General features: G+C 59.1%; 26 protein-coding genes and 1 pseudogene. 16 read left to right on the top strand and 11 right to left on the bottom strand.

The features are described from left to right. The first annotated feature begins 164 nt into the window (after nucleotides 1–164). The 3 genes from glnK (at nucleotide 165) to sutA (ending at nucleotide 2,683) form a co-directional block, all read left to right on the top strand. A complete protein-coding gene (gene glnK, locus QN377_RS02240; RefSeq protein WP_002555808.1) occupies nucleotides 165–503 on the top strand; it encodes a P-II family nitrogen regulator in 339 nt (112 codons plus the stop codon). Nucleotides 504–536: 33 nt separating this feature from the next. Next, nucleotides 537–1,874 (top strand): ammonium transporter, encoded by a 1,338-nt coding sequence (locus QN377_RS02235; protein WP_322213847.1) that lies wholly within the window; start codon nucleotides 537–539, stop codon nucleotides 1,872–1,874. Nucleotides 1,875–2,356: 482 nt separating this feature from the next. Further along, the gene (gene sutA, locus QN377_RS02230) at nucleotides 2,357–2,683 is read left to right on the top strand and encodes a transcriptional regulator SutA (RefSeq protein ID WP_094999745.1); all 327 of its coding nucleotides are present in this window, start codon (nucleotides 2,357–2,359) and stop codon (nucleotides 2,681–2,683) included. Between the two features lie 168 nt (nucleotides 2,684–2,851). Here the strand turns inward: sutA and QN377_RS02225 are convergent, their stop codons facing one another. The 6 genes from QN377_RS02225 to lptM are packed head-to-tail and all read right to left on the bottom strand — an operon-like array spanning nucleotide 2,852 to nucleotide 7,409. Next, entirely contained in the window at nucleotides 2,852–3,538 is a 687-nt protein-coding gene (locus tag QN377_RS02225) for an HAD family hydrolase (protein WP_094999746.1), read from the bottom strand. Next, nucleotides 3,535–4,431, bottom strand: a complete 897-nt coding sequence (xerC, locus tag QN377_RS02220) for a tyrosine recombinase XerC (RefSeq protein WP_094999747.1) — start codon at nucleotides 4,429–4,431, stop codon at nucleotides 3,535–3,537. The genes QN377_RS02225 and xerC overlap by 4 nt, the downstream gene beginning before the upstream one ends. Further along, a complete protein-coding gene (locus QN377_RS02215) occupies nucleotides 4,432–5,148 on the bottom strand; it encodes a DUF484 family protein (protein WP_095017855.1) in 717 nt (238 codons plus the stop codon). It abuts the gene before it with no gap. Between the two features lie 13 nt (nucleotides 5,149–5,161). Next, nucleotides 5,162–5,992, bottom strand: coding sequence for a diaminopimelate epimerase (gene dapF / locus QN377_RS02210; protein WP_094999749.1), 831 nt, complete (start codon nucleotides 5,990–5,992; stop codon nucleotides 5,162–5,164). Nucleotides 5,993–5,996: 4 nt separating this feature from the next. Continuing rightward, nucleotides 5,997–7,244 (bottom strand): diaminopimelate decarboxylase, encoded by a 1,248-nt coding sequence (gene lysA / locus QN377_RS02205; RefSeq protein WP_095017854.1) that lies wholly within the window; start codon nucleotides 7,242–7,244, stop codon nucleotides 5,997–5,999. A 9-nt stretch (nucleotides 7,245–7,253) separates the two neighbouring features. Beyond that, a complete protein-coding gene (gene lptM, locus QN377_RS02200; protein WP_019828266.1) occupies nucleotides 7,254–7,409 on the bottom strand; it encodes an LPS translocon maturation chaperone LptM in 156 nt (51 codons plus the stop codon). 203 nt (nucleotides 7,410–7,612) lie between these two features. On the opposite strand from lptM, the gene cyaY reads away from it, so the two are divergent. From cyaY to rnk, 3 genes are all read left to right on the top strand, one after another. After that, on the top strand, nucleotides 7,613–7,945 hold the full coding sequence (gene cyaY / locus QN377_RS02195) for an iron donor protein CyaY (protein ID WP_094999751.1): 333 nt from the start codon (nucleotides 7,613–7,615) through the stop codon (nucleotides 7,943–7,945). Continuing rightward, on the top strand, nucleotides 7,942–8,160 hold the full coding sequence (locus QN377_RS02190) for a DUF1289 domain-containing protein (protein WP_153326713.1): 219 nt from the start codon (nucleotides 7,942–7,944) through the stop codon (nucleotides 8,158–8,160). Before cyaY ends, QN377_RS02190 begins: the two co-directional genes overlap by 4 nt. A 292-nt stretch (nucleotides 8,161–8,452) precedes the next feature. Then, the gene (gene rnk / locus QN377_RS02185) at nucleotides 8,453–8,866 is read left to right on the top strand and encodes a nucleoside diphosphate kinase regulator (RefSeq protein WP_019828269.1); all 414 of its coding nucleotides are present in this window, start codon (nucleotides 8,453–8,455) and stop codon (nucleotides 8,864–8,866) included. Nucleotides 8,867–8,889: 23 nt separating this feature from the next. Here rnk and QN377_RS02180 read toward each other — a convergent pair. Further along, nucleotides 8,890–10,131 (bottom strand): annotated as a pseudogene (locus QN377_RS02180) (class I adenylate cyclase); the annotation flags it as partial. A 36-nt stretch (nucleotides 10,132–10,167) separates the two neighbouring features. After that, nucleotides 10,168–10,416: a TIGR02647 family protein gene (locus tag QN377_RS02175; protein WP_094999754.1), complete on the bottom strand. Its 249-nt coding sequence runs from the start codon at nucleotides 10,414–10,416 to the stop codon at nucleotides 10,168–10,170. A gap of 431 nt (nucleotides 10,417–10,847) precedes the next feature. Between QN377_RS02175 and oscA the strand changes: the two genes are divergently transcribed. From oscA to QN377_RS02150, 5 genes are all read left to right on the top strand, one after another. After that, nucleotides 10,848–11,030, top strand: coding sequence for a sulfur starvation response protein OscA (gene oscA / locus QN377_RS02170; RefSeq protein WP_016782652.1), 183 nt, complete (start codon nucleotides 10,848–10,850; stop codon nucleotides 11,028–11,030). A 65-nt stretch (nucleotides 11,031–11,095) separates the two neighbouring features. Further along, nucleotides 11,096–12,109, top strand: coding sequence for a sulfate ABC transporter substrate-binding protein (locus QN377_RS02165; RefSeq protein WP_095017852.1), 1,014 nt, complete (start codon nucleotides 11,096–11,098; stop codon nucleotides 12,107–12,109). A gap of 90 nt (nucleotides 12,110–12,199) precedes the next feature. Next, the gene (gene cysT, locus QN377_RS02160; RefSeq protein ID WP_095017851.1) at nucleotides 12,200–13,018 is read left to right on the top strand and encodes a sulfate ABC transporter permease subunit CysT; all 819 of its coding nucleotides are present in this window, start codon (nucleotides 12,200–12,202) and stop codon (nucleotides 13,016–13,018) included. 13 nt (nucleotides 13,019–13,031) lie between these two features. Then, nucleotides 13,032–13,904 carry a sulfate ABC transporter permease subunit CysW gene (gene cysW / locus QN377_RS02155; protein WP_094999757.1) on the top strand — a complete coding sequence of 291 codons (873 nt, stop codon included), beginning with the start codon at nucleotides 13,032–13,034 and terminating at the stop codon, nucleotides 13,902–13,904. 3 nt (nucleotides 13,905–13,907) lie between these two features. Continuing rightward, the gene (locus QN377_RS02150; RefSeq protein ID WP_094999758.1) at nucleotides 13,908–14,888 is read left to right on the top strand and encodes a sulfate/molybdate ABC transporter ATP-binding protein; all 981 of its coding nucleotides are present in this window, start codon (nucleotides 13,908–13,910) and stop codon (nucleotides 14,886–14,888) included. Between the two features lie 126 nt (nucleotides 14,889–15,014). On the opposite strand, the gene QN377_RS02145 is transcribed toward QN377_RS02150, so the two are convergent. Together QN377_RS02145 and prlC are read right to left on the bottom strand one after the other, a co-directional pair. Next, nucleotides 15,015–15,293 carry a YheV family putative zinc ribbon protein gene (locus QN377_RS02145; protein WP_094999759.1) on the bottom strand — a complete coding sequence of 93 codons (279 nt, stop codon included), beginning with the start codon at nucleotides 15,291–15,293 and terminating at the stop codon, nucleotides 15,015–15,017. Continuing rightward, complete coding sequence (gene prlC, locus QN377_RS02140) at nucleotides 15,290–17,368, bottom strand: oligopeptidase A (RefSeq protein WP_153326711.1); 2,079 nt, start codon at nucleotides 17,366–17,368, stop codon at nucleotides 15,290–15,292. The genes QN377_RS02145 and prlC overlap by 4 nt, the downstream gene beginning before the upstream one ends. A gap of 75 nt (nucleotides 17,369–17,443) precedes the next feature. Between prlC and QN377_RS02135 the strand changes: the two genes are divergently transcribed. Then, nucleotides 17,444–17,992: a gamma carbonic anhydrase family protein gene (locus tag QN377_RS02135; RefSeq protein ID WP_095017850.1), complete on the top strand. Its 549-nt coding sequence runs from the start codon at nucleotides 17,444–17,446 to the stop codon at nucleotides 17,990–17,992. A gap of 22 nt (nucleotides 17,993–18,014) precedes the next feature. Further along, nucleotides 18,015–18,662, top strand: a complete 648-nt coding sequence (locus QN377_RS02130; protein ID WP_094999761.1) for an HAD family hydrolase — start codon at nucleotides 18,015–18,017, stop codon at nucleotides 18,660–18,662. 100 nt (nucleotides 18,663–18,762) lie between these two features. On the opposite strand, the gene QN377_RS02125 is transcribed toward QN377_RS02130, so the two are convergent. Further along, entirely contained in the window at nucleotides 18,763–19,242 is a 480-nt protein-coding gene (locus tag QN377_RS02125; protein ID WP_094999762.1) for a DUF962 domain-containing protein, read from the bottom strand. Between the two features lie 121 nt (nucleotides 19,243–19,363). Between QN377_RS02125 and QN377_RS02120 the strand changes: the two genes are divergently transcribed. The 3 genes from QN377_RS02120 to QN377_RS02110 all read left to right on the top strand — a co-directional run bounded on the left by QN377_RS02120 (nucleotide 19,364) and on the right by QN377_RS02110 (nucleotide 21,898). After that, nucleotides 19,364–19,945 (top strand): alpha/beta hydrolase, encoded by a 582-nt coding sequence (locus QN377_RS02120; protein WP_094999763.1) that lies wholly within the window; start codon nucleotides 19,364–19,366, stop codon nucleotides 19,943–19,945. A gap of 49 nt (nucleotides 19,946–19,994) precedes the next feature. Continuing rightward, nucleotides 19,995–20,891 carry a sigma 54-interacting transcriptional regulator gene (locus QN377_RS02115; RefSeq protein ID WP_094999764.1) on the top strand — a complete coding sequence of 299 codons (897 nt, stop codon included), beginning with the start codon at nucleotides 19,995–19,997 and terminating at the stop codon, nucleotides 20,889–20,891. Nucleotides 20,892–21,115: 224 nt separating this feature from the next. Continuing rightward, nucleotides 21,116–21,898: a MetQ/NlpA family ABC transporter substrate-binding protein gene (locus QN377_RS02110; protein WP_095017848.1), complete on the top strand. Its 783-nt coding sequence runs from the start codon at nucleotides 21,116–21,118 to the stop codon at nucleotides 21,896–21,898. The last annotated feature ends 24 nt before the right edge of the window (nucleotides 21,899–21,922 follow it).

Raw genomic sequence — 21,922 nt, 5'->3', positions numbered from 1 at the left:
AGGCAGTGCGGCAGGTGGTTCAAGGAGTGTTTTCGTCACCAGCGATTTACACACGTTGTACAGCCTGAAGAAGGCTGACGATGCGTTACAAAGCCAGACACTGCGCTTAGACTTGAGCCGGGTTTGTTTTCCTGGGGCAAGTCCACCAATTCGGGAGAAGTTTCATGAAGCTAGTCACCGCCATTATCAAGCCGTTCAAGTTGGATGACGTGCGCGAGTCGCTGTCTGAGATCGGCGTACAAGGCATTACCGTTACTGAGGTCAAAGGCTTCGGCCGTCAGAAGGGCCATACCGAGCTGTATCGCGGTGCGGAATATGTGGTCGATTTTCTGCCAAAGGTGAAGATTGATGTCGCCATTGACGACAAGGATCTTGATCGGGTTATCGAGGCGATCACCAAGGCTGCCAACACCGGCAAGATTGGTGACGGCAAGATTTTCGTAGTCAATCTGGAACAGGCTATTCGCATCCGTACCGGCGAAACCGATACCGACGCAATCTAAGCCGCCAAACCCAACGCCCCAGGAGAAAACACTATGACTCTGCGTAAAATCGCAGGGCTCGGAGCCCTGTTGTCCGTCGTAATGCCTGGCCTGGCCATGGCGGAAGACGGAGTGGCTGCTCCAGTCCTCAACTCCGGCGACACCGCCTGGATGCTGACTGCTACAGCCTTGGTGCTGTTTATGACCATTCCCGGCCTGGCGCTGTTCTACGGCGGCATGGTGCGCTCCAAAAACATTCTTTCCGTGATGATGCAGTGCTTCGCCATTACCGGTCTGATCAGCATTCTGTGGGTCATTTACGGCTACAGCATCACGTTCGACACCACGGGCATGGAGCAGGGCGTCACCAACTTCAATTCCTTTATCGGCGGGTTTGGCAAAGCATTCCTGGCGGGTGTAACGCCTGAAAGCCTGACCTCATCCACCGCGCTGTTCCCGGAAGCCGTGTTCATCACCTTCCAGATGACCTTCGCCATCATCACCCCGGCGCTGATCGTCGGTGCCTTTGCAGAGCGCATGAAATTCTCCGCCATGCTGATCTTCATGGGCGTGTGGTTCACCCTGGTGTATGCACCGATTGCGCACATGGTGTGGAGCGGCAACGGCGGCCTGCTGTGGGACTGGGGCGTACTCGACTTTGCGGGCGGTACCGTGGTGCATATCAACGCCGGTATCGCCGGCCTGGTAGCGTGCATCGTGCTCGGCAAGCGCAAAGGCTACCCAAGCACCCCGATGGCGCCACACAACCTGGGTTACACCCTGGTGGGCGCTGCCATGCTGTGGATCGGCTGGTTCGGCTTCAACGCAGGCTCTGCAGCGGCCGCCAACGGTACTGCCGGCATGGCCATGCTGGTGACCCAGATCGCCACCGCAGCCGCAGCCCTGGGCTGGATGTTTGCCGAGTGGATTACCCATGGCAAACCTAGCGCACTGGGCATCGCCTCGGGCGTGGTAGCAGGCCTGGTGGCAATCACCCCGGCTGCCGGCACCGTAGGCCCGATGGGCTCGGTGGTGATCGGCTTGTCGGCTGGCGTGATCTGCTTCTTCTGCGCCACCAGCCTCAAGCGCAAGCTGGGCTACGATGACTCGCTGGATGCGTTCGGTGTGCACGGTATCGGCGGTATCGTCGGTGCAATCCTCACTGGCGTGTTTGCAGCCCCGGCACTGGGCGGCTTCGGCACCGTGACCGACATCGCAGCGCAAGTCTGGATCCAGTTCAAGGGCGTAGCCTTCACTGTGGTCTACACCGCGATCGTCACCTTCATCATCCTCAAGGTACTGGATGCCGTGATGGGGCTGCGCGTGACAGAAGAGGAAGAGGCTGTGGGCCTCGACCTGGCTCAGCACAACGAGCGTGGTTACAACCTGTAAGGTTCCCTCTATAAAAAAACCCGGCGTGCCGGGTTTTTTTTTGCCGGTAATAAGGCGATATTCGGTGCTATGAAATGATTTCCCCTACAGGTTATTGGGGTTGCGAAGTTCTACGCTTGTTTATGCGACCCGTGCTTGCGACACAACTCGACTATTAGCCGCTTTGCTTTTTTCTTCAGCACGCTAGAATGCGCGCCGAGGGCAGAAAACAATGCTCGAGTACGACGAAGGCGAGGATGATCTCCCGACGCTTTCAAGGCCCGTGATCCGTGTGCTGGAGCATTCGGCACAGGGCGCCTGGCGAGGTGTTAATTCAGGCGGATGCCGTAATGATGGTGGTATTCGCCAAACCCTCTTCACCTTACAACGATGAAGAGGCGTAAGCCGCGGTTTGCCCAAGGCTACTTTTTCACCAGCGGTGGTCGACAGTCGCCACAGCTGGTCTATAACTAATCTGCTATACGTATGTCATGGGGTAGAACATGAGCGACGACGATCTGGAAAACGATGACCTCGAAGTAGGCGAAGACGACGATACCGAAGAGGGCCTGGAAACGGCCGCCGAGGATGTTGCAGACGACGATGGTGGCGATGATGCGCCGGCCCCTGCGGCCAAAGGCAAGTCAAAGGCCGCTGTGTCGGTTGATGACCTGCCGAGCGTAGAAGCCAAAAACAAGGAGCGTGATGCTCTGGCCCGCGCCATGGAAGAGTTTTTGTCCAAGGGCGGCAAGGTGCAGGAAGTTGAGGCCAATGTGGTGGCTGACCCGCCCAAAAAGCCTGACAACAAGTACGGCAGCCGTCCTATCTAAGGATAAGGACCGCTTGCATGCTTGAAGAAAAAACCCGCCGTCGCTGCGGGTTTTTTTGTGGGTGTTGGAAAACTTCACATCCCTGTGGCGCGGGCTTATCGTGATTGCAACATTCCGGTTTGTCTGGCGACCGCGGTGCCTGCATCGCGAGCAAGCCCGCTCCCACAGTTACAAGTGTTTCAACACCAGCGGCAACTCGCTCAAACAGCCAATTTCCGCATCGGGAGCCTTGTCCCCGTCCCAGTGCTTGCCGCCGGGGTTGAACCACACTGCACGCAGGCCTGCCAATTGCGCTCCGGCAATATCGTCACCGGGGTGATCGCCCACATGCACCGCCGCCCCTGCTGCCACGCCACCGCGCGCCAGCGCTTCGTGAAACAGGCGCGCGTCCGGTTTGGCAATGCCAATGTCTTCAGCGCACAACACAAACTTGAAGTGATGGCCCAAACCTATTCTTCGCACATCGGCGTTACCGTTGGTCACCACACCCAGGGCGTAATCCCGTGCCAGCACCATCAGGGTCGGCTCGGCCTGGGGGAATACGTCCAGGGCGTGACGCGCCTCAATAAACACCTCAAAGGCATCATCGGCCAAAGACGCAGCGTTGGCGTAACCCGCACCGTGCAGCGCATGAAACAGAATGCGCCGACGCAGGGCACTGATCCGGTGCTTGAGCTGCGGCTCCTCGCTCAATACCCGCTCGCGAATCGCCTGGAAATGCCCGGCCTCAACAGCGCCCAATTTTGGTGCGTTATCCGTCAGCCAGTTACGCAACACGGCTTCAGCGCTGACGATCACCGGGGCGGTGTCCCACAGAGTGTCGTCGAGGTCGAAGGTAATCAGCTCAATCGTCATTCACTGTCCTTACTGCGTTTGGCCCTTGGATGGGCGCTGTCGTAGACCGATGCCAGATGCTGGAAATCCAGATGAGTATAAATTTGCGTGGTTTTGATGTCCGCATGCCCGAGCAACTCTTGCACGGCACGCAAGTCCTGGGAGGACTCCAGCAGATGGCTGGCAAATGAATGGCGCAGCATGTGCGGGTGCAGATTCTGTCCCAGCTCACGCTCACCGGCAGCCTTGACCCGCATTTGAATTGCCCTTGGCCCAAGGCGCGTACCACGCTGGCTGACGAATACGGCGTCGTCCTTGGGGTTGGCCAGCAACCGCACTGCCAGCCAGGCCTGAAGCGCCTCCCGGGCCTTCTTGCCGACGGGCAGCACGCGGGTCTTGCTGCCTTTGCCGAGCACTTCGACCAGCCCGTCAGCCAGATCCAGCTGTTCCAGATTTAGCCCGGTCAGCTCCGACAAGCGCAGGCCCGACGAGTAAAACAGCTCCAGAATGGCCTGATCGCGTTGGGCCAGAAAATCGTCCTCGACACCACCCTCCAGCAATTGCAGGGCGCGATCGGTATCCAGGGTCTTGGGCAGGCGACGTTCGCCTTTTGGCGGGGCCAGGCCGTTTGCCGGATCGTGGTCGCACAGGCCTTCTCGATTGAGGTAGTGATAAAGCCCGCGTACCGCCGACAGCAGACGGGCAATACTGCGCGAGGACTGCCCTTGCTGATGCAGACGCGACACCAGTTGGCGCATGCGCTGGATATCCAGTGCCGCCCAGCTGGGGATTGATTCCTTGGCGCAAAACGCCAGCACCTTGTTCAGGTCGCGGCGGTAGGCCTCAAGCGTATGGGGGGACACCTGGCGCTCACTGCGCAGGTGAATGCAGTAAGCGTCCAGTTGCCGTTCCATCTAGCGCACCGAGCGCAGCGCGTTGGTAAAGCGCGGCAGCACCCGGCCCAGCACTTCGGCGATATAGCCGAGGAACAGCGTGCCCACCGAGCTTTTATAGTGCTGCGGATCGCGACTGGCAATCGCCAGTACACCGTGCAACCCCAGATGATTAAGGGCTACCACGGCCGTGGAACCGATTTGCTTGCGCTGCTCTTCGCCAAACAGGAAGTCCAGCTCGTGCTCGCGCAAGCTGCCGCTGACGGTCTTGCCTTCAGTCAACAAGCCACCCAGCGCCCGTTGCGCATCGGCGCTGCTGACCCAACGGCCGACCGGCATCGGGTTGTCACCAAACAGCACCAGGCTGACAAAGGGCACCTGGAAGTCCTGGCGCAGGCTGTCTTCGACGGCAATCACCAGCTCTTCGAGGCTGGTGGCGTCCATCAGGGCCAGGTTCAGGCGACGGGTTTTTTCGAACAGACGGTCGTTGTCACGGGCCACGTCCATCAGTTGCGACAAGCGATGACGCATCTCGATATTGCGACTGCGCAGCAGCTCCAGTTGACGTTCCACCAGCGAAATGGTGTCGCCACGCTGATGCGGAATGCGCAGCGACAGCAACAGCTCTTCGCGCTGGCTGAAGAAATCCGGATGCTCCTGCAGATACGCTACAACCGTTGCGGCTTGCGAGTTATCCACAGGGACGTCGAGTGCTGCTGGCTGCGTCTTGTCGGTCATCGGTTGCGCTCGCTCATAAACGGACTTGTCCTTCGTAAACACGCATGGCCGGGCCGGTCATGATCACAGAGTGGCCAGGGCCTGCCCATTCGATGGACAACCGGCCACCAGGCAGATCGAGGATCAGCGGTGAGTCCATCCAGCCCTGGCTGATGGCTGCCACGGCCGCTGCACAGGCGCCGGTGCCGCAGGCCTGGGTTTCCCCGGCGCCGCGTTCCCAGACGCGCAGTTGCCCGCGCTGACGATCTATCACGTGCAGAAAACCGACATTGACCCGTGCGGGAAAGCGCGGATGGTGTTCAATTTTGGGGCCCAGTTCATGCACCGGTGCAGCGTTGATATCGTCTACGCGCAGCACCGCATGGGGGTTGCCCATCGAAACGGCAGCCAACTCGACGGTCTGGCCATCGACATCCAGCTCATAGCTCAACGCCTGGGCGTCGGCCACAAACGGGATATCTGCCGGAACCAGGCGCGGCGGCCCCATGTCGACGCTGATTTGCCCATCGCTGCGCACGTTCAGTTCGATAATGCCGCTCTTGGTTTCGACCTTGATCTGGCGCTTGGTGGTCAGGCGCTTGTCGAGCACGAAGCGCGCAAAGCAGCGCGCCCCGTTGCCGCATTGCTCCACTTCGGAACCGTCGGAGTTGAAGATCCGGTAACGGAAGTCCACCTCCGGGTTACTCGGTGCTTCAACGATCAATAGCTGATCAAAGCCGACACCCGTGTGCCTGTCACCCCATTGCTTGGCATGCTTGGGCAGGATGTGCGCGTGCTGGCTGACCAGGTCGAGAACCATGAAATCATTGCCCAGGCCGTGCATTTTGGTAAAACGCAGCAACATGGGTTTACTCCGGCAGCAGGCTTTCGCCAGCAAACAACTCGGCAACAGTCTCGCGACGACGCACTTCAAACGCCTGATCGCCATCCACCAGTACTTCGGCGGCGCGGCCACGGGTGTTGTAGTTCGAGCTCATGACAAAACCATAGGCACCGGCCGAATGCACGGCCAGCAAATCACCTTCGGCCAGCGCCAGCTGGCGGTCCTTGGCCAGGAAGTCACCGGTTTCGCAGATCGGGCCGACGATGTCGTAGGCGCGGGCTTCGCTGTCACGCGGGCGAACTGCAGTCACGTCCATCCAGGCCTGGTACAGGGCCGGGCGGATCAGATCGTTCATCGCCGCATCGACGATGGCGAAATCCTTGTGCTCGGTGTGCTTGAGGTACTCGACCTGAGTCAGCAGCACGCCAGCATTGGCCACGATGTAACGACCCGGCTCGAACACCAGCGCCAGGTCACGCCCGTCGAGGCGCTCACGCACGGCCTTGATGTAATCACCGGCCAGTGGCGGCTCTTCATCGCGGTAACGCACGCCCAGGCCGCCACCGAGGTCGATATGGCGCAGGTAGATGCCGCAATCGCCCAGTCGGTCGATCAGTGCCAGCAGGCGGTCGAGAGCGTCGATGAACGGTTCGAGGGTGGTCAGTTGGGAGCCGATATGGCAATCGACACCGACCACTTCCAGGTTCGACAATTGAGCGGCACGGATGTAGACATCTTCGGCGTCAGCGATGGCGATGCCGAACTTGTTTTCTTTCAGACCGGTGGAGATGTACGGGTGGGTTCCCGCATCGACGTCCGGGTTGACCCGCAGCGAAATCGGGGCGCGAACGCCCATTTCGGCGGCCACCACCTGCAAGCGCTCAAGCTCTTCGGTGGACTCGACGTTGAAGCAGTGCACGCCCACTTCCAGAGCGCGACGCATGTCATCGCGGGTTTTGCCGACACCGGAAAACACGATCTTGTCAGCCGTGCCGCCAGCGGCCAGAACACGCTCCAGCTCGCCACGGGACACGATGTCAAAACCGGCGCCCAGACGCGCCAGGACATTGAGCACGCCCAGGTTGGAGTTGGCCTTGACCGCGAAGCACACCAGGTGCGGCATGCCGTTCAGGGCATCGGCGAAAGCGTTGTACTGCGCCTCGATGTGTGCCCGGGAATAAACATACGTCGGCGTGCCAAAACGCTCGGCAATGGCCGTCAGCGCAACACCTTCGGCGAACAGCTCGCCGTCCCGGTAATTAAAAGCGTCCATGGTGTTCCCTTATTGGTGCTTGTGCGATTGCGATTGCGACGACTTCGCTTGGTCTTCAGGGGATTTGCTGTCATCGGGAAGATACAGCGGTCCTTTTTGACCACAGGCAGAAACAAGGCAGGCGACCGCGACGAGCGCAGCAATAGAAGAGATCAGGCGCTTCATGGCGAAATCCTTTGAAAAGCATTAATTGCGCCCGAGTATACCGAGCACCCACCAGCTTGCCTATGCAGCAGAGCGGCCGAGCGTTACGTCCTGTGTGGATGATCAGTGGTCGCGGGCAGATGGCTGTTATGGGGTTTGCAATCGGCCTGGAGCGCCCGTATCTTGCGAGCTCCGAGCATGACTAGATATTACGAGGTTCCACCATGAGTTTGACTGAAGCCCGTTTTCACGATCTGGTCGATGCCACCCAGGAAAATCTGGAAGACATCTTTGATGACTCTGATCTGGATGTAGATGTAGAGAATTCCGCCGGCATCCTGACAATCAAGTTCGAGAATGGCAAAGCCCTGATCTTCAGCCGTCAGGCGCCGCTGCTGCAGCTCTGGCTGGCGGCCCCCAGCGGCGGTTTTCACTTCGACTACGATGAAAAACGCAGTTCGTGGAAGTGCGATAAAAGCGACGAGCTGCTCAGCGAAATGGTTCAGCGCCTGACACTTGAACACGCAGGCGCCGAGCTGGAATTTGAAGAGATCTGACAGTGACCGCTTCTGCTAAACCTGCAAAACCGCTCTACAGTAACGTCAGTCCGGCAGTGCCGTCCCCCTGCATCAGCACCTGCCGGCTGGATGAGCACAAAGTCTGCCTGGGCTGTTTTCGCCACGTTGAAGATATTCGCGAGTGGCGCTCGGCAGACGACCAGCGGCGCCGGGTGATTTGTGAACAGGCCCAATTGCGGCAGCGGCTCCCGTAGCAGCTGCCGCAGGCTGCGTTCGATTGCGTAGCAATCGCAAAACCTGAGCCCTTTGTTCAACTGATACACCGCAGAGCCTGACTTTACGACGACTGTGTCGCCGAACGCAGCCTTCGGCAGCTGCTACGGATAATCGTCGTACGCAATCAGGGGGCAGTGTCCCCCCTGCTTGTGTATTTATTTTGCTGTGGTAGTGTCCGGGTTCGCCTCGCACTAACGAGGTTCGTCAAAACCCCGCCATATTCCGGCGGGGTTTTGCTTTTTCGTGCAGAAAAAAGGAGTCTGCCAGGTCATGAGCACACCAACCCCACTCATCCTCACCCGCCTGGACGTACAGCGTCTGGAGCAATTGATCGACAGCTTGCCAGAAACGACTCCTGGCATTGAGGCACTGCAAGCCGAGCTCGATCGCGCCGAAACCATCGTTGGCCACGAAGAAGTGCCTGCCGGCGTCGTGACCATGAATTCCCGTGTGCATTGTCGCGAAGAAAGCAGTGGCAAGGACTACCGCCTGACGCTGGTATACCCAAAAGACGCCAACGCCGACGAAGGCAAGATTTCGATTCTGGCCCCTGTGGGCAGCGCGTTGCTGGGGCTGCAAGTTGGCCAGCACATCAACTGGCCTGCTCCCGGTGGCAAGACCCTCAAGCTGGAACTGCTTGAAGTGGAATACCAGCCAAAAGCAGCAAGCGATTTCAGCGCTTAAGACCTTCCGGATCAGTCATGTCACAGCGCAGGCGTCTGCTCGTCACGGGCAAACTGACGCAAAGACCGGTAGCTGACGCTCAGCTCCCGGGCCAGGGCCCGACGCTCATGACTGACCTGCTGCGCCTGCCATTGCGAGCGATTGTCGAGCATTGCCAGGTGCTGCTCATCCCAGCCCCATTCGCGGGTCAGGCGCTTGAGTAACCGCCGCTGCCACAACATGCCTGCCTCGCCATTGCTCAACTCGTGGCCGACCTTCAGGTAGAGGCTGCGGCGAACCAGTTCCAGTCGCTGCAACTCGCCCCGGCCCTCGAGGTAACGCTCAATACGTCGGTAAACCACCACGTAGGGGTCCATCTCATCCAGGTCCAGTTGATTGGCGTACACCCTCTGTTTGAACCCCAGGCTCAGGCAGCTCACCTGCGGGTGCTCGCTGGCGTACACCTCAATCAGCAGCAGCTTGAGCAGCGACTTGTAGGGCGCCTCAATGCCCTTGAGCAATTGCCACAGCCCGGCGCCCAGAAACTCGCCGGGGGCAATATGGGCCAGGTGGCCAAGATCAATGGTTTCGTCACGGTCGATTACCCCTGTTTCCAGTAGCCCACAGGCGAATTCAGCGTACCGCGCTTCCTCATGCACCGGCACCCACCACCACATCGGTGTGCGCCCGGCGAGCCAGATGGCGGTGCGATAAAACTCATCGAGCAACAACCTCTGTCGTGGCTCGTCGCCCTCGTCGTTGCGCAATTGTGCATCGATCAAAAAGAAGTGTGCTTCACAGCCCTGGCTCGTCGCCCAAGCTTCCAGGCGTCGGCATTTTTTGCGCAAGGCCGACACGGCGGCATCATTCAAGTCCGGAGCGAGGCAAACCCACACGTCCATATCGCTTTGCGCGGTCTGGGCCAATGTGCCGAGGCTGCCCATCAAAAAAAGCCCATGGATCGGTTGTGACTGGCAAGCGTTGCCCATGCTGCAAGAAAAGTCGTGAATCAGATGTCGGGCAGAGGCGAGGGCGAGTGCGTCAGGTTTATAACCCGACACCCCGGCGGGAGTGCAGTCAGACACATAACCGGGCAAGAGCGGGTGATTGATATGAAAGAGCAGCGCCAACAGGTTCAGTAGCGCTTGTTGGCGAGGGGCCAGCCCCTCTACCGCTCGGGCCAGGCGACCCTGATTGACGCGCAAAAAGCGCCCACGCAACTGCTGGAGAACCTGTCGCTCAGTTCTCTGGTTCAGTGCGGGCGGAGATAAGTGTGCCCGCGGAATCATTAATCGTTCAGATCCCGAGGGCGGGGCGTGGCGTCAGGCAACTTCTTTGGATTCAACAAGAATCGACAGCAGTACTTGGACACTTTCGGCAGCATCACGTCCCAGGCTTGTCAGATAGCCACCATCGGGTTGATCGATCAGTTTTTTCTCGAACAGGCGCTGCGCCGCGGCGACTTTTTCTGGCGCGGCATGTTGATGAATCTTCAGGCCCTCAAGGGTACTTTCCAAGTCAAACAGTGCAAGGACTTCCAGTTCGGCAACCAACTCAGGGGTAAACGACATAAAGACTCCAGACTATGCAGGAAAAGACGACAGCCGCTCTAAGGTGATCCCACTTGTGCTGACTGTCCAGCAACAGTTCCCACCTTTGCAAAACATCCTGTCGTTATAAGGCAGTTGGAGTGTAGTCGCGTCCCACTTTGCCGCTGGGAAATTCGTAGCAGCTGCCGAAGGAACGAGGCTGCGTCCGGCCGCGCCGCGGTCGTAAAACCGAACCCTGGGCTGTGTCAGAAAAACATCGCGCGCAGTATTTACGGTCGCTTCGCAACCGGACGCAGCCCTCGGCAGCTGCTACACATGGTGCTCAAGCGCCTATTTTGAGCTTTCAGTTATATAAACATTCTTAAATAGTATTTTTAAGAATATCTACACCTCACTACTATTGCCCCTACGCCAGCAACCCTGTCGGCACCCCATTTTTCAGGAGCAGCACCATGAGCGCATCTCTGCGTAGCGTTGACGGCCAGGACGAAGCAACCATCCTGCGGGAAATCCAGAGCGCGCTGCGAGACCTGCGCTTTGGTGCTGTGGAAATCACTGTGCATAACGCGCAAGTGGTGCAGATCGAACGCAAAGAGAAATTCCGCCTGCAAAACCCGAGTCAGAAAAACGCCTGAATCGTTCAAGCGCATTCACCTGAGTGCGCTCAATAAAAATTAAAAAATGCTTTGGAGCCTCACCTATGTCCCTACGCCGTTACGCTTTGGCCGCGCTGGCCAGTGCCATTTTTGCTGGCTCCGCTGTAGCCAAAGATTACGAGTTGTTGAACGTTTCCTACGATCCAACCCGCGAGCTGTACCAGGATTACAACACTGAGTTCACCCAGTTCTGGAAAGCCAGCCACCCGGGTGACAACGTCAAAATCCAGCAATCCCACGGCGGCTCGGGCAAACAGGCCCGCGGCGTGGTCGACGGCCTGCGCGCTGACGTGGTAACCCTGGCCCTGGCCGGTGACATCGACGAAATCGCCAGGCTGAACAAGGGCTCGCTGCCGGAAAACTGGCAAACCCGCCTGCCGGACGCCAGCACCCCGTACACCTCGACCATCGTGTTCCTGGTGCGCAAGGGCAACCCTAAAGGCATCAAGGACTGGGGCGACCTGACCAAGGATGGCGTATCGGTCATTACCCCGAACCCTAAAACCAGCGGCGGCGCGCGCTGGAACTTCCTTGCAGCCTACGCTTACGGCCTGAAAGCCAACGGCGGCAACGAAGAAAAAGCCAAAGAATATGTAAAAACCCTGTTCAAACACGTGCCAGTGCTGGACACCGGTGCACGCGGTTCGACCATCACCTTCGTCAACAACGGTCAGGGTGATGTGTTGCTGGCCTGGGAAAACGAAGCATTCCTGGCACTCAAGGAGGATGGCGGTACCGATAAATTCGACATCGTCGTACCTTCCCTGTCGATCCTGGCTGAGCCGCCAGTGGCTGTAGTCGACAAAAACGCCGATAAAAAGGGCAATGCCGAAATCGCCAAAGCCTACCTCGAACACCTGTACAGCCCGGCCGGCCAGGAAATTGCTGCAAAAAATTTCTACCGCCCGCGTGACGCAGCAATCGCTGCCAAGTACGCACAGCAGTTTCCGAAACTGGAACTTGTGACTATCGACAAAGACTTCGGTGGCTGGAAAACTGCGCAGCCGAAATTTTTCAATGACGGTGGTGTGTTCGACCAGATCTACCAGGCGCAGTAACCTGTGGGGTGGGGCCTTTGGCCTCGCTGAAAGCTAGAACATAGAGCCCGCGACCGAGTTGCGGGCTTCGTGCGTTAACCAAGGACTCTTATGTCTCGTCGTATCTCCCCCGTCATACCCGGCTTCGGGCTGACACTGGGCTACACCTTGGTGTACCTCAGTCTGATTGTGCTGATCCCGCTGGCTGCGATGTTCGTGCATGCCGCCCAACTGACCTGGGACCAGTTCTGGGCCATTATCACTGCCCCCCGGGTGCTGGCCGCCCTGCAACTGAGCTTTGGCACCGCCTTTGTCGCCGCCATTATCAACGGCGTGATCGGCACCGTGCTGGCCTGGGTGCTGGTGCGCTATACCTTCCCCGGACGCAAGGTCATCGATGCCATGATCGACCTGCCGTTTGCCCTGCCGACTGCCGTGGCCGGTATCGCCCTGACAGCCCTGTACGCCCCCAACGGCTGGATCGGCCAGTTCGCCAACGACCTGGGTTTCAAGATTGCCTACACCCCGATGGGCATCACCCTGGCACTGACGTTCGTCACGCTGCCGTTTGTGGTGCGCACCGTGCAGCCAGTGCTGGCCGATATCCCCCGTGAAATCGAAGAAGCCGCTGCCTGCCTGGGCGCCAAGCCCCTGCAAGTGTTCCGCTACATCCTGGTGCCAGCCTTGCTGCCCGCCTGGTTGACCGGTTTTGCCCTGGCCTTTGCCCGCGGTGTGGGCGAGTACGGCTCGGTGATTTTTATCGCGGGTAACATGCCGTTCAAAACCGAAATCCTGCCGCTGCTGATCATGGTCAAGCTGGACCAGTACGACTACACCGGCGCCACGGCCATTGGCGTGATGATGCTGGTGGTTTCCTTCATTTTGCTGCTGATCATCAATTTGATTCAGCGTCGCATCGAAAAACCGTGAAGGAGGCCTGACCATGTCCAGCTCAACACAGAGCGCTTCATCCGTGGCCAATGCCGCCCGCCGTGGCAGCCCGCTGTCGCGGCGCCTGCTGATCGGCTTCGGCTGGTTGTTTTTTACCCTGTTCCTGCTGCTGCCGCTGCTGATCGTGGTGTCCCAGGGTTTGAAAATGGGGGTAGGTACTTTTTTCGACGCCATCCTCGAACCCGACGCCCTGTCGGCCCTCAAGCTGACCATTATCGCCGTGGTGATTTCGGTGCCACTGAACGTGGTCTTCGGCGTCAGCGCGGCCTGGTGCGTGAGCAAGTACAGCTTTCGCGGCAAGAGCATCCTGGTCACCCTGATCGACCTGCCGTTTTCGGTCTCACCGGTGATCGCCGGTCTGGTCTACGTGCTGATGTTTGGCGCGCAGGGCTTTCTCGGTCCGTGGTTGCAGGACCACGACATCCAGATCGTATTCGCCTTGCCGGGTATCGTGCTGGCCACCATCTTCGTGACCGTGCCCTTTGTGGCCCGGGAACTGATCCCGCTGATGCAGGAGCAGGGCACTCAGGAAGAGGAGGCCGCACGCCTGCTGGGCGCCAATGGCTGGCAAATGTTCTGGCACGTGACCGTACCCAATATCAAATGGGGCCTGATCTACGGCGTGGTGCTGTGTACTGCGCGGGCGATGGGTGAGTTCGGTGCGGTGTCGGTGGTTTCCGGGCACATTCGCGGGGTGACCAACACCCTGCCGCTGCACGTCGAGATTCTCTACAACGAATACAACCACGTTGCCGCCTTCGCCGTGGCCACCCTGTTGCTGATCCTGGCGCTCTTCATCCTGCTGCTCAAGCAGTGGAGCGAATCCCGTATTAACCGCCTGCGCGCCAGCGCCGCGGAGGAATAAACCATGTCGATCGAAGTCCGTAACGTCAGCAAGAACTTCAATGCCTTCAAGGCCCTGAACAGCATCAATCTGGACATTCATAGCGGTGAGCTGGTGGCCCTGCTCGGCCCGTCGGGCTGCGGCAAGACCACTTTGCTGCGCATTATCGCCGGCCTCGAAACCCCGGACGAAGGCAACATCGTGTTCCACGGTGAAGACGTCTCTGGGCACGATGTGCGTGATCGCAACGTCGGTTTTGTGTTCCAGCATTACGCCCTGTTCCGCCATATGACGGTGTTCGATAACGTGGCTTTCGGCCTGCGCATGAAGCCGAAAAAGGAACGCCCGAGCGAAACCCGCATCGCTGAAAAAGTCCACGAGTTGCTGAACATGGTGCAGCTGGACTGGCTGTCGGATCGCTACCCTGAGCAGCTGTCAGGCGGTCAGCGTCAGCGTATCGCCCTGGCCCGAGCATTGGCCGTCGAACCCAAGGTACTGCTGCTGGACGAGCCGTTTGGTGCGTTGGACGCCAAGGTGCGTAAAGAACTGCGCCGCTGGCTGGCGCGCCTGCACGAAGATATCAACCTGACCTCCGTGTTCGTGACCCATGACCAGGAAGAAGCGATGGAAGTCGCCGACCGTATCGTGGTGATGAACAAGGGTGTAATCGAGCAGATCGGCTCACCGGGCGAAGTTTATGAAAACCCGGCCAGCGACTTTGTGTATCACTTCCTGGGTGACTCCAACCGCCTGCATATCGGTGAGGACCAGCATGTGCTGTTCCGTCCGCATGAAGTGTCACTGTCGCGTCACGAGATCGAAGACCATCATGCTGCAGAGGTGCGTGACATTCGCCCATTGGGTGCAACCACCCGGGTGACATTGAAGGTTGAAGGGCAGAGCGAGTTGATCGAAGTGGAAGTGGTCAAGGACCATGACAGCCTGACCGATCTGGCGCGCGGCGAGACGTTGTTCTTCAAGCCCAAGGTGTGGCAGAAGGCTTAAAAGCACGAGCGCCCTCACCCCAACCCTCTCCCGGAGGGAGAGGGGGCTTGATCTATGGCGTTGCGTGAATCTGCTTTTGACTTCAGTCCCCTCTCCCTCCGGGAGAGGGTGAGGGGCTGTTGATCTTCAGGGCTTTTTCAGTTTCGGATTAGGAAAAAACTGCACCGCCTGCACCTTGGGATCCGGTGCTTTTTTCAGCGCTGACGTATTGACCCGCGTACCCAACTCCTTGGGCACCGACAAACCCTGTTCATTCAACGTATCCGAATAACCGCAGGCCACGCATTCGCGGTGCGGCACTTCGTCTTCGTTCCACATCATCAACTTGTCAGGTTCGCTGCACGCCGGGCAGACAGCCCCGGCGATAAAGCGTTTTTTGCTCACGTTCACCGGTGCATCACTCATGCTGCCGAGTCCTCGGTCAGGCCGCTGTGACGCAACAGGGCGTCAATCGACGGCTCACGGCCACGGAAGTCCTTGAACAGCTCCATCGGGGCCTTCGAGCCGCCACGGGCCAGGATCGCCTGGCGGAACGCTTTGCCGGTGTGCGGGTTGAACACGCCTTCTTCTTCAAAACGCGAGAACGCATCGGCCGACAGCACTTCTGCCCACTTGTAGCTGTAGTAACCCGCGGCGTAACCGCCGGCGAAAATATGCGCAAAGCTGTTCGGGAAGCGATTGTAGGCAGGCGGACGCATCACCGAAACTTCGTCACGGATGCCGTCAAGCACCTGCGCAACGCTGCGACCGTCACCGTGGGTGGCGTGCAGTTCGAAGTCAAACAACGAGAACTCCAGCTGACGAATCATCATCAGCCCGGACTGGAAGTTCTTGGCTGCGAGCATTTTATCCAGCAGGTCTTTTGGCAGTGCTTCGCCGGTTTCGTAGTGGCTGGAAATCAGCGCCAGGCCTTCAGGTTCCCAGCACCAGTTCTCCATGAACTGGCTCGGCAGTTCGACCGCATCCCAGGCTACGCCGTTGATGCCCGACACACCCGCGTGTTCGATCTCGGTCAGCATATGGTGCAAGCCGTGGCCGAATTCGTGGAACAGGGTGGTCACTTCGTCGTGGGTCAGCAGTGCAGGCTTGCCCGCAACGGCTGGAGTGAAGTTGCACACCAGGTTGGCCACCGGGCTTTGCAGCTTGCCGGCTGCGGTGCGGCGACGGTCGCGAGCACCGTCCATCCAGGCACCGCCACGCTTGTTGGCGCGGGCATAGAGGTCGAAGAAGAAGCGCCCGACGTGCTGGCCGTTTTCCTTGATTTCGAACAGGCGAACATCCGGGTGCCAGGTATCGAAACCTTTGATTTCGGCAATTTCGATGCCGTACAGGCGCTGGACAATGGCGAACAGCCCGCCCAGTACCTTGTCGATCGGGAAGTAGGCGCGCAGGGCTTCTTGCGACACGCTGTAGCGCTGCTCACGCAGTTTTTCGCCAAAGAAGCCGGTGTCCCAGCTTTTCAGCTCAGGGGTACCTTGCTCGCTGGCGTAGGCTTGCAGTTGCTCAAGGTCGCGGGCAGCGAACGGCTTGCTGCGCTTGGCCAGGTCACGCAGGAAGGTCAGCACCTGATCCGGTGTCTCGGCCATTTTGGTGGCCAGGCTCAGCTCGGCGAAGCTGGCAAAACCCAGCAGCTTGGCCAGCTCCTGACGCAGGTCGAGAATTTCTTCCATTACCGGGCCGTTGTCGAACTTGCCGGCATTCGGGCCCTGGTCCGAGGCGCGGGTGCAGTAAGCCGCGTAGACTTCTTCGCGCAGGGCGCGGTCTTCGGCGTAGGTCATCACCGGGAAGTAGCTGGGGAACTCGAGGCTGATCAGCCAGCCGTCCAGGCCCTTGGCCTGTGCGGCAGCCGCCATTTGCGCCTTGGCCGAGTCGGTCAGGCCCGCCAGTGCTGTTTCGTCGGTGATGTGCTTGGTCCAGGCCTGGGTGGCGTCCAGCAACTGGTTGGAGAACTTGCTGCCCAACTCGGAAAGCTTGCTTTGTACCTCGGCGTAACGCTTTTGCTCGGCCTCCGGCAGGTCGATACCCGACAGGCGGAAGTCGCGCAGCGAATGCTCAAGAATGGTTTTCTGGGCCTGGTCGAAGTCGCCGACTTGCGGGCTGTGGGCCAGGGCTTCAAAGGCCTGGAACAGTTCGCGGTTCTGGCCCATCTCGGTGGAGTAAGCGCTCAATGCCGGCAGGCAGGCCTCATAGGCTTCACGCAGCTCTGCGCTGTTGCACACCGCGTTAAGGTGGCTGACCGGGCTCCAGGCCGCACCCAGCCGGTCGTTCAACTCATCCATCGCCAATACCAGGCCTGCCCATGTCGGGTTCTGGCCCTGATCCTTGAGGATGGCTTGAATGCCGGCACGGTTGTCGGCGAGGATCTGCTCGATGGCCGGCTGTACGTGCTCAGGACGGATCGCCGAGAACGGCGGCAGGTCATAGGGCTGCAATAGAGGGTTGTTCTCGCTCACGTTTGGCACCTTGGCTGGAAGAAACATTGGCTCATCTTAATTACAATCGACGCTGACCGCAGCATTGCAACGCCCTATTACGGCTAAAGAAGGAAGCTATTTGTGTCCATTCGTCCATTCCAGCAGCACACACCGACCTTGGGCGAGCGTGCCTTTGTCGATCGCTCGGCGGTGGTGATCGGTGACGTCGAAATCGGCGCCGACAGTTCCATCTGGCCACTGACCGTGATTCGCGGCGATATGCACCGCATCCGCATCGGTGCGCGCACCAGCGTGCAGGACGGTTGCGTACTCCACATCACCCACGCCGGGCCCTTCAACCCTGAAGGCTTCCCGCTGCTGATCGGTGATGACGTGACCATCGCCCACAAAGTCATGTTGCACGGCTGTAACGTGGGCAGCCGCATCCTGATCGGCATGGGTAGCATCGTGATGGACGGCGCCGTGATTGAAGACGACGTGATCGTCGGCGCGGGCAGTCTGGTGCCACCGGGCAAACGCCTGGCCAGCGGCTTTCTGTATGTGGGCAGCCCGGTGAAGCAAGTGCGCGAATTGACCGAAAAAGAAAAGGCCTTCTTTACCTACAGTGCCGGCAATTACGTCAAGCTCAAGGACCAGCACTTGGCCGAAGGCTACGCCCAGCCCGTTTAAGCCCCCCTTTTTGGAGCCCTGCATGCATTACCAGAACGTATTGTTCGACCTCGATGGCACCCTGACCGACCCACGGGAAGGGATCACCCGCTCGATCCAGTTCGGTTTGAGCAAACTGGGCATTGATGAGCCAGACCTGAGCAAACTCGAGCACTTTATCGGCCCGCCGCTGCTGCAACAGTTCATGGCCAGTTATGGCTTCGACGAGGCGAAGGCGTGGGAGGCGATGGGCTTTTACCGCGAGCGTTTTGCCGTGACCGGGCTGTACGAAAATGAAGTGTTCGAGGGTGTCACTCCCTTGCTGGAAGAGCTGGTTGCACAGGGCCGCCAACTGTTTATCGCTACCTCAAAGCCGCATATCTATGCCCGCGAAATTGCCCGCCACTTTGATTTCGCCAGGCACTTCAAGGTGATCTACGGTAGCGAGCTGGACGGTACCCGCACCAACAAGGTTGAGCTGATTGCCCATCTGGTCAACGAACAAGGACTGGACCCGGCGCAAACTCTGATGATCGGTGATCGCAAGCACGACCTGATCGGTGCCCGCGACAACGGCATGGACGCAGCGGCGGTGGGCTATGGCTTTGGCAGCTTTGAAGAGCTGAACTCGTTTGCACCCAAGTACCACTTCGAAACCCTGGCGCAGTTGCATCAGGCGTTCAAGCGCTGACCTGCCCTTGTGGGAGCGGGCTTGCCCGCGATGGCCACGACGCGGTGACTCTTTCACCCTGCGGTGGCCCAATCGCGAGCAAGCCCGCTCCCACAATGCGCTAACCGGCGCGCAGCGCCATCTCTCGACGCAAATCCTCGCGCCAGCCCAGCAAAAACCCCAGTTCCACCACCACGAACAGCGGTCCCACGATCAGCCCGGTGACGTCATCGATAAACGCCGGCTTGCGCCCCTCGTAATAGTGCCCGACAAACTGGAACACCCAGCCCACCACAAACAGTCCAATGCCCCAGCCCAGCCAGGCAGCGGTGCCCAACCCCGCCAGCGCGTGCCCCAGCCACACCGTCAAAGCCAGCAGCAGCGTCATCAACAACCCCAGGCGCAACTCAAGGCGCAGGTAAAACACGGCACTGGCCAGCATCACCAGCACTGCCGGTGAAATACCCATCCATTGCGGGCGCGACAGCAGCGTTGCAACGGCAATCACGATCAGCGGGATGCCCACGAAATGCGTGGCGATATTGTGCGGGTCGCGGTGATAGGCAGCATATTGGCTCAAATGGTCGACCAGGCTTTTCATGGTGCACAACCCTCAAGTTTTTATTTTTAGTTATAAACAAATAGCTTCTTATTCCTTAGCGAATCTAAAAACCGTCCCTATACTGACTCGGTAAGACACATACCGCTGGAGGCGCACACCCATGGGCAACGATTCGATTCGCTATTTGATAGTGCCGGGCTGGCAAGGTTCGTCCGACGATCATTGGCAAACCCACTGGCAAAACAGCTTGCCGAACAGTGCCCGGGTGGAGCAGGCCGACTGGCTGACGCCCCGCCGCGAAGACTGGATCGCCGCCCTGGCCGAAGCCATTGCTGCCGACAGCACCCCCGTGATCCTGATCGCCCACAGCCTGGGTTGCATTACCGTAGCCCATTGGGCCGAGCGTGCGCCAGAAAGCCTGTTAAACCAAGTGCGCGGCGCGTTGCTGGTGGCCCCGGCAGACGTCGAGCGCCCGGCCTGTGCGCCGGCCTTGCGCAACTTTGCCCCGATCCCGACCCGGTCGTTGCCTTTTCCAAGCCACATCGTCAGCTCGGATAACGATGGTGCTGTCAGCGCGCCACGGGCTATGGAATTTGCCCGTCAATGGGGCGCCGAGATCGGCATCATCAGCGGCGCCGGGCATATCAACGTTAAATCCGGACACCAGCGCTGGGAGCAAGGCTTCGCCTTTTTATACCGCCTGCAAACCCGTATCGAGCACGGCGCCCTGCGTCGCGCGTGAATTCCTGTAACGCCCGCGCCCACCCTCCGGCGGCGGGCGGGAGCCTGCCATGAGCCTGCATGAAACCTTCGGTCAGCCGCTGCTGACCTTTCCTGACGCGGAAAAAAGCCCGCTGAGCATTCGCGCCAAAGCGCTGGTGTTTGTCGACCCCCGCTCGCGCCAATTACGCAACGATCTGGAGCTGCTCGCGCCGCGCGCCTTGCCCGTGCTGATTCGTGGTGAAACCGGCAGCGGCAAAGAGCTGCTCGCTCGACATATCCACCGCGCCAGTGACCGCACCGGCCTGTTTGTGTCAGTCAATTGCGGTGCCATCAGCCCCACTTACGCTGACGCCGAGCTGTTTGGCTATGCCGCCGGAACACACAGCAGTTCGGCCAGCAGCCGCGCCGGGTGGTTTGGTTCGGCCAATGGCGGGACTCTTTATCTGGACGAAATCGGCGACTTGCCGTGGGCAATCCAGACCAAGCTGCTGGCGGCCCTGGAAACCCACGAAGTCACCCGTGTGGGCGCCCATCAACCGAGCCCGGTGGACGTGCGCCTGGTGGCGGCCACCAGTATCGATCTGGCGCAGGCGGTGGCTGCCGGAAAATTCCACGAGCGGCTGTATCACTACCTCAGCGAAGGGCGGCTGGACTTGCCCGCGTTGCGCGAGCGGCCGGGGGACATCCTTTCGCTGGCCGAATATTTCCTAGGCATTTACAGCCAGCGCCTGAACCTGCCCGTGCCGTTTATCAGCGACAGAGCCCAGCGGGTACTTGAGCGCCACAGCTGGCCGGGCAATACCCGTGAGCTGGAAAACGTGATTCATTTTGCTTTGCTGGTGAGCACGGGCGAGGAGATCCAGCCCGAGCACTTGAACCTGCCTGACGCCCTGAGCCAGATCGAGCTGTTTATAAAAGGCGCCACGGCGCAGGAGTTGGCGGCGATCAGGCAGTTGTTGCCTTGACCCTGTGGGAGCGGGCTTGCCCGCGATGGCAGCGACGCGGTGTATCTGTCACACCACGGCGTTCCTGTCGCGGGCAAGCCCGCTCCCCAAAAAAAACTCAAGTGAACAAAATGGCATAAGAAGCTGAATAAATATTATTGTTCTGGAATAAAGAAACTCGGTATTGTCCGCTTCGTCTTCCAGGAAAACCGTCATACGAACGGTCACACACATAAGGGTATCGCATGAAAAAGGTTCTGTTGTTTACCGCATTGGCGGCTGCTTTGACTGCAGGCCTGGCACAGGCTGGCGAAAAACTGGTGGTTGCCGCAACGCCGGTGCCTCACGCCGAAATCCTTGAGCTGATCAAACCAACCCTCGCCAAAGAAGGCGTGGATCTGGAAATCAAAGTGTTCACCGACTACGTGCAACCTAACGTGCAAGTGGCCGAAAAACACCTGGACGCCAACTACTTCCAGACCCTTCCATACCTGGAAAGCTTCAATAAAGGCAAAGGCACCAACCTGACCACCGTGATCGGTGTTCACGTTGAACCCTTCGGTGGCTACTCGAAGAAAGTCAAAAACCTGTCCGAGCTTAAAGACGGCGCAACCATCGCTATCCCTAACGAAGGCAGCAACAGCGGCCGTGCCCTGATCCTGCTGCAAAAGGCCGGTCTGATCGAACTCAAAGACCCGACCAACGCTGTGTCGACCCCGAAGGACATCGCCAAGAACCCGCACAACTTCAAGTTCAAAGAGCTTGAGTCCGCACTGCTGCCACGGGTGCTGGACCAGGTTGACCTGGACATGATCAACACCAACTACGCGCTGGAAGCAGGCCTGAACCCGGCCACTGACGCGCTGATCATCGAAGGTGCTGATTCGCCATACGTGAACTTCCTGGTTGCCCGCCCTGACAACAAGGACAGCGTCGCAATCCAGAAGCTGGCCAAGGCCCTGACCAGCCCTGAAGTAAAAGCCTTTATTGCTGAAAAATACAAAGGTGCGGTACTGCCAGCGTTCTGATTACACGCCAGGCTACTGAAAACG

The organism is Pseudomonas sp. CCC4.1 (genome assembly GCF_035019225.1).
In the GTDB taxonomy this organism is placed as follows: Bacteria; Pseudomonadota; Gammaproteobacteria; order Pseudomonadales; family Pseudomonadaceae; genus Aquipseudomonas; species Aquipseudomonas bubulae.
The sequence above is the reverse complement of the archived record's forward strand: the minus strand, read 5'-3'. Positions and strand labels throughout refer to the sequence as shown.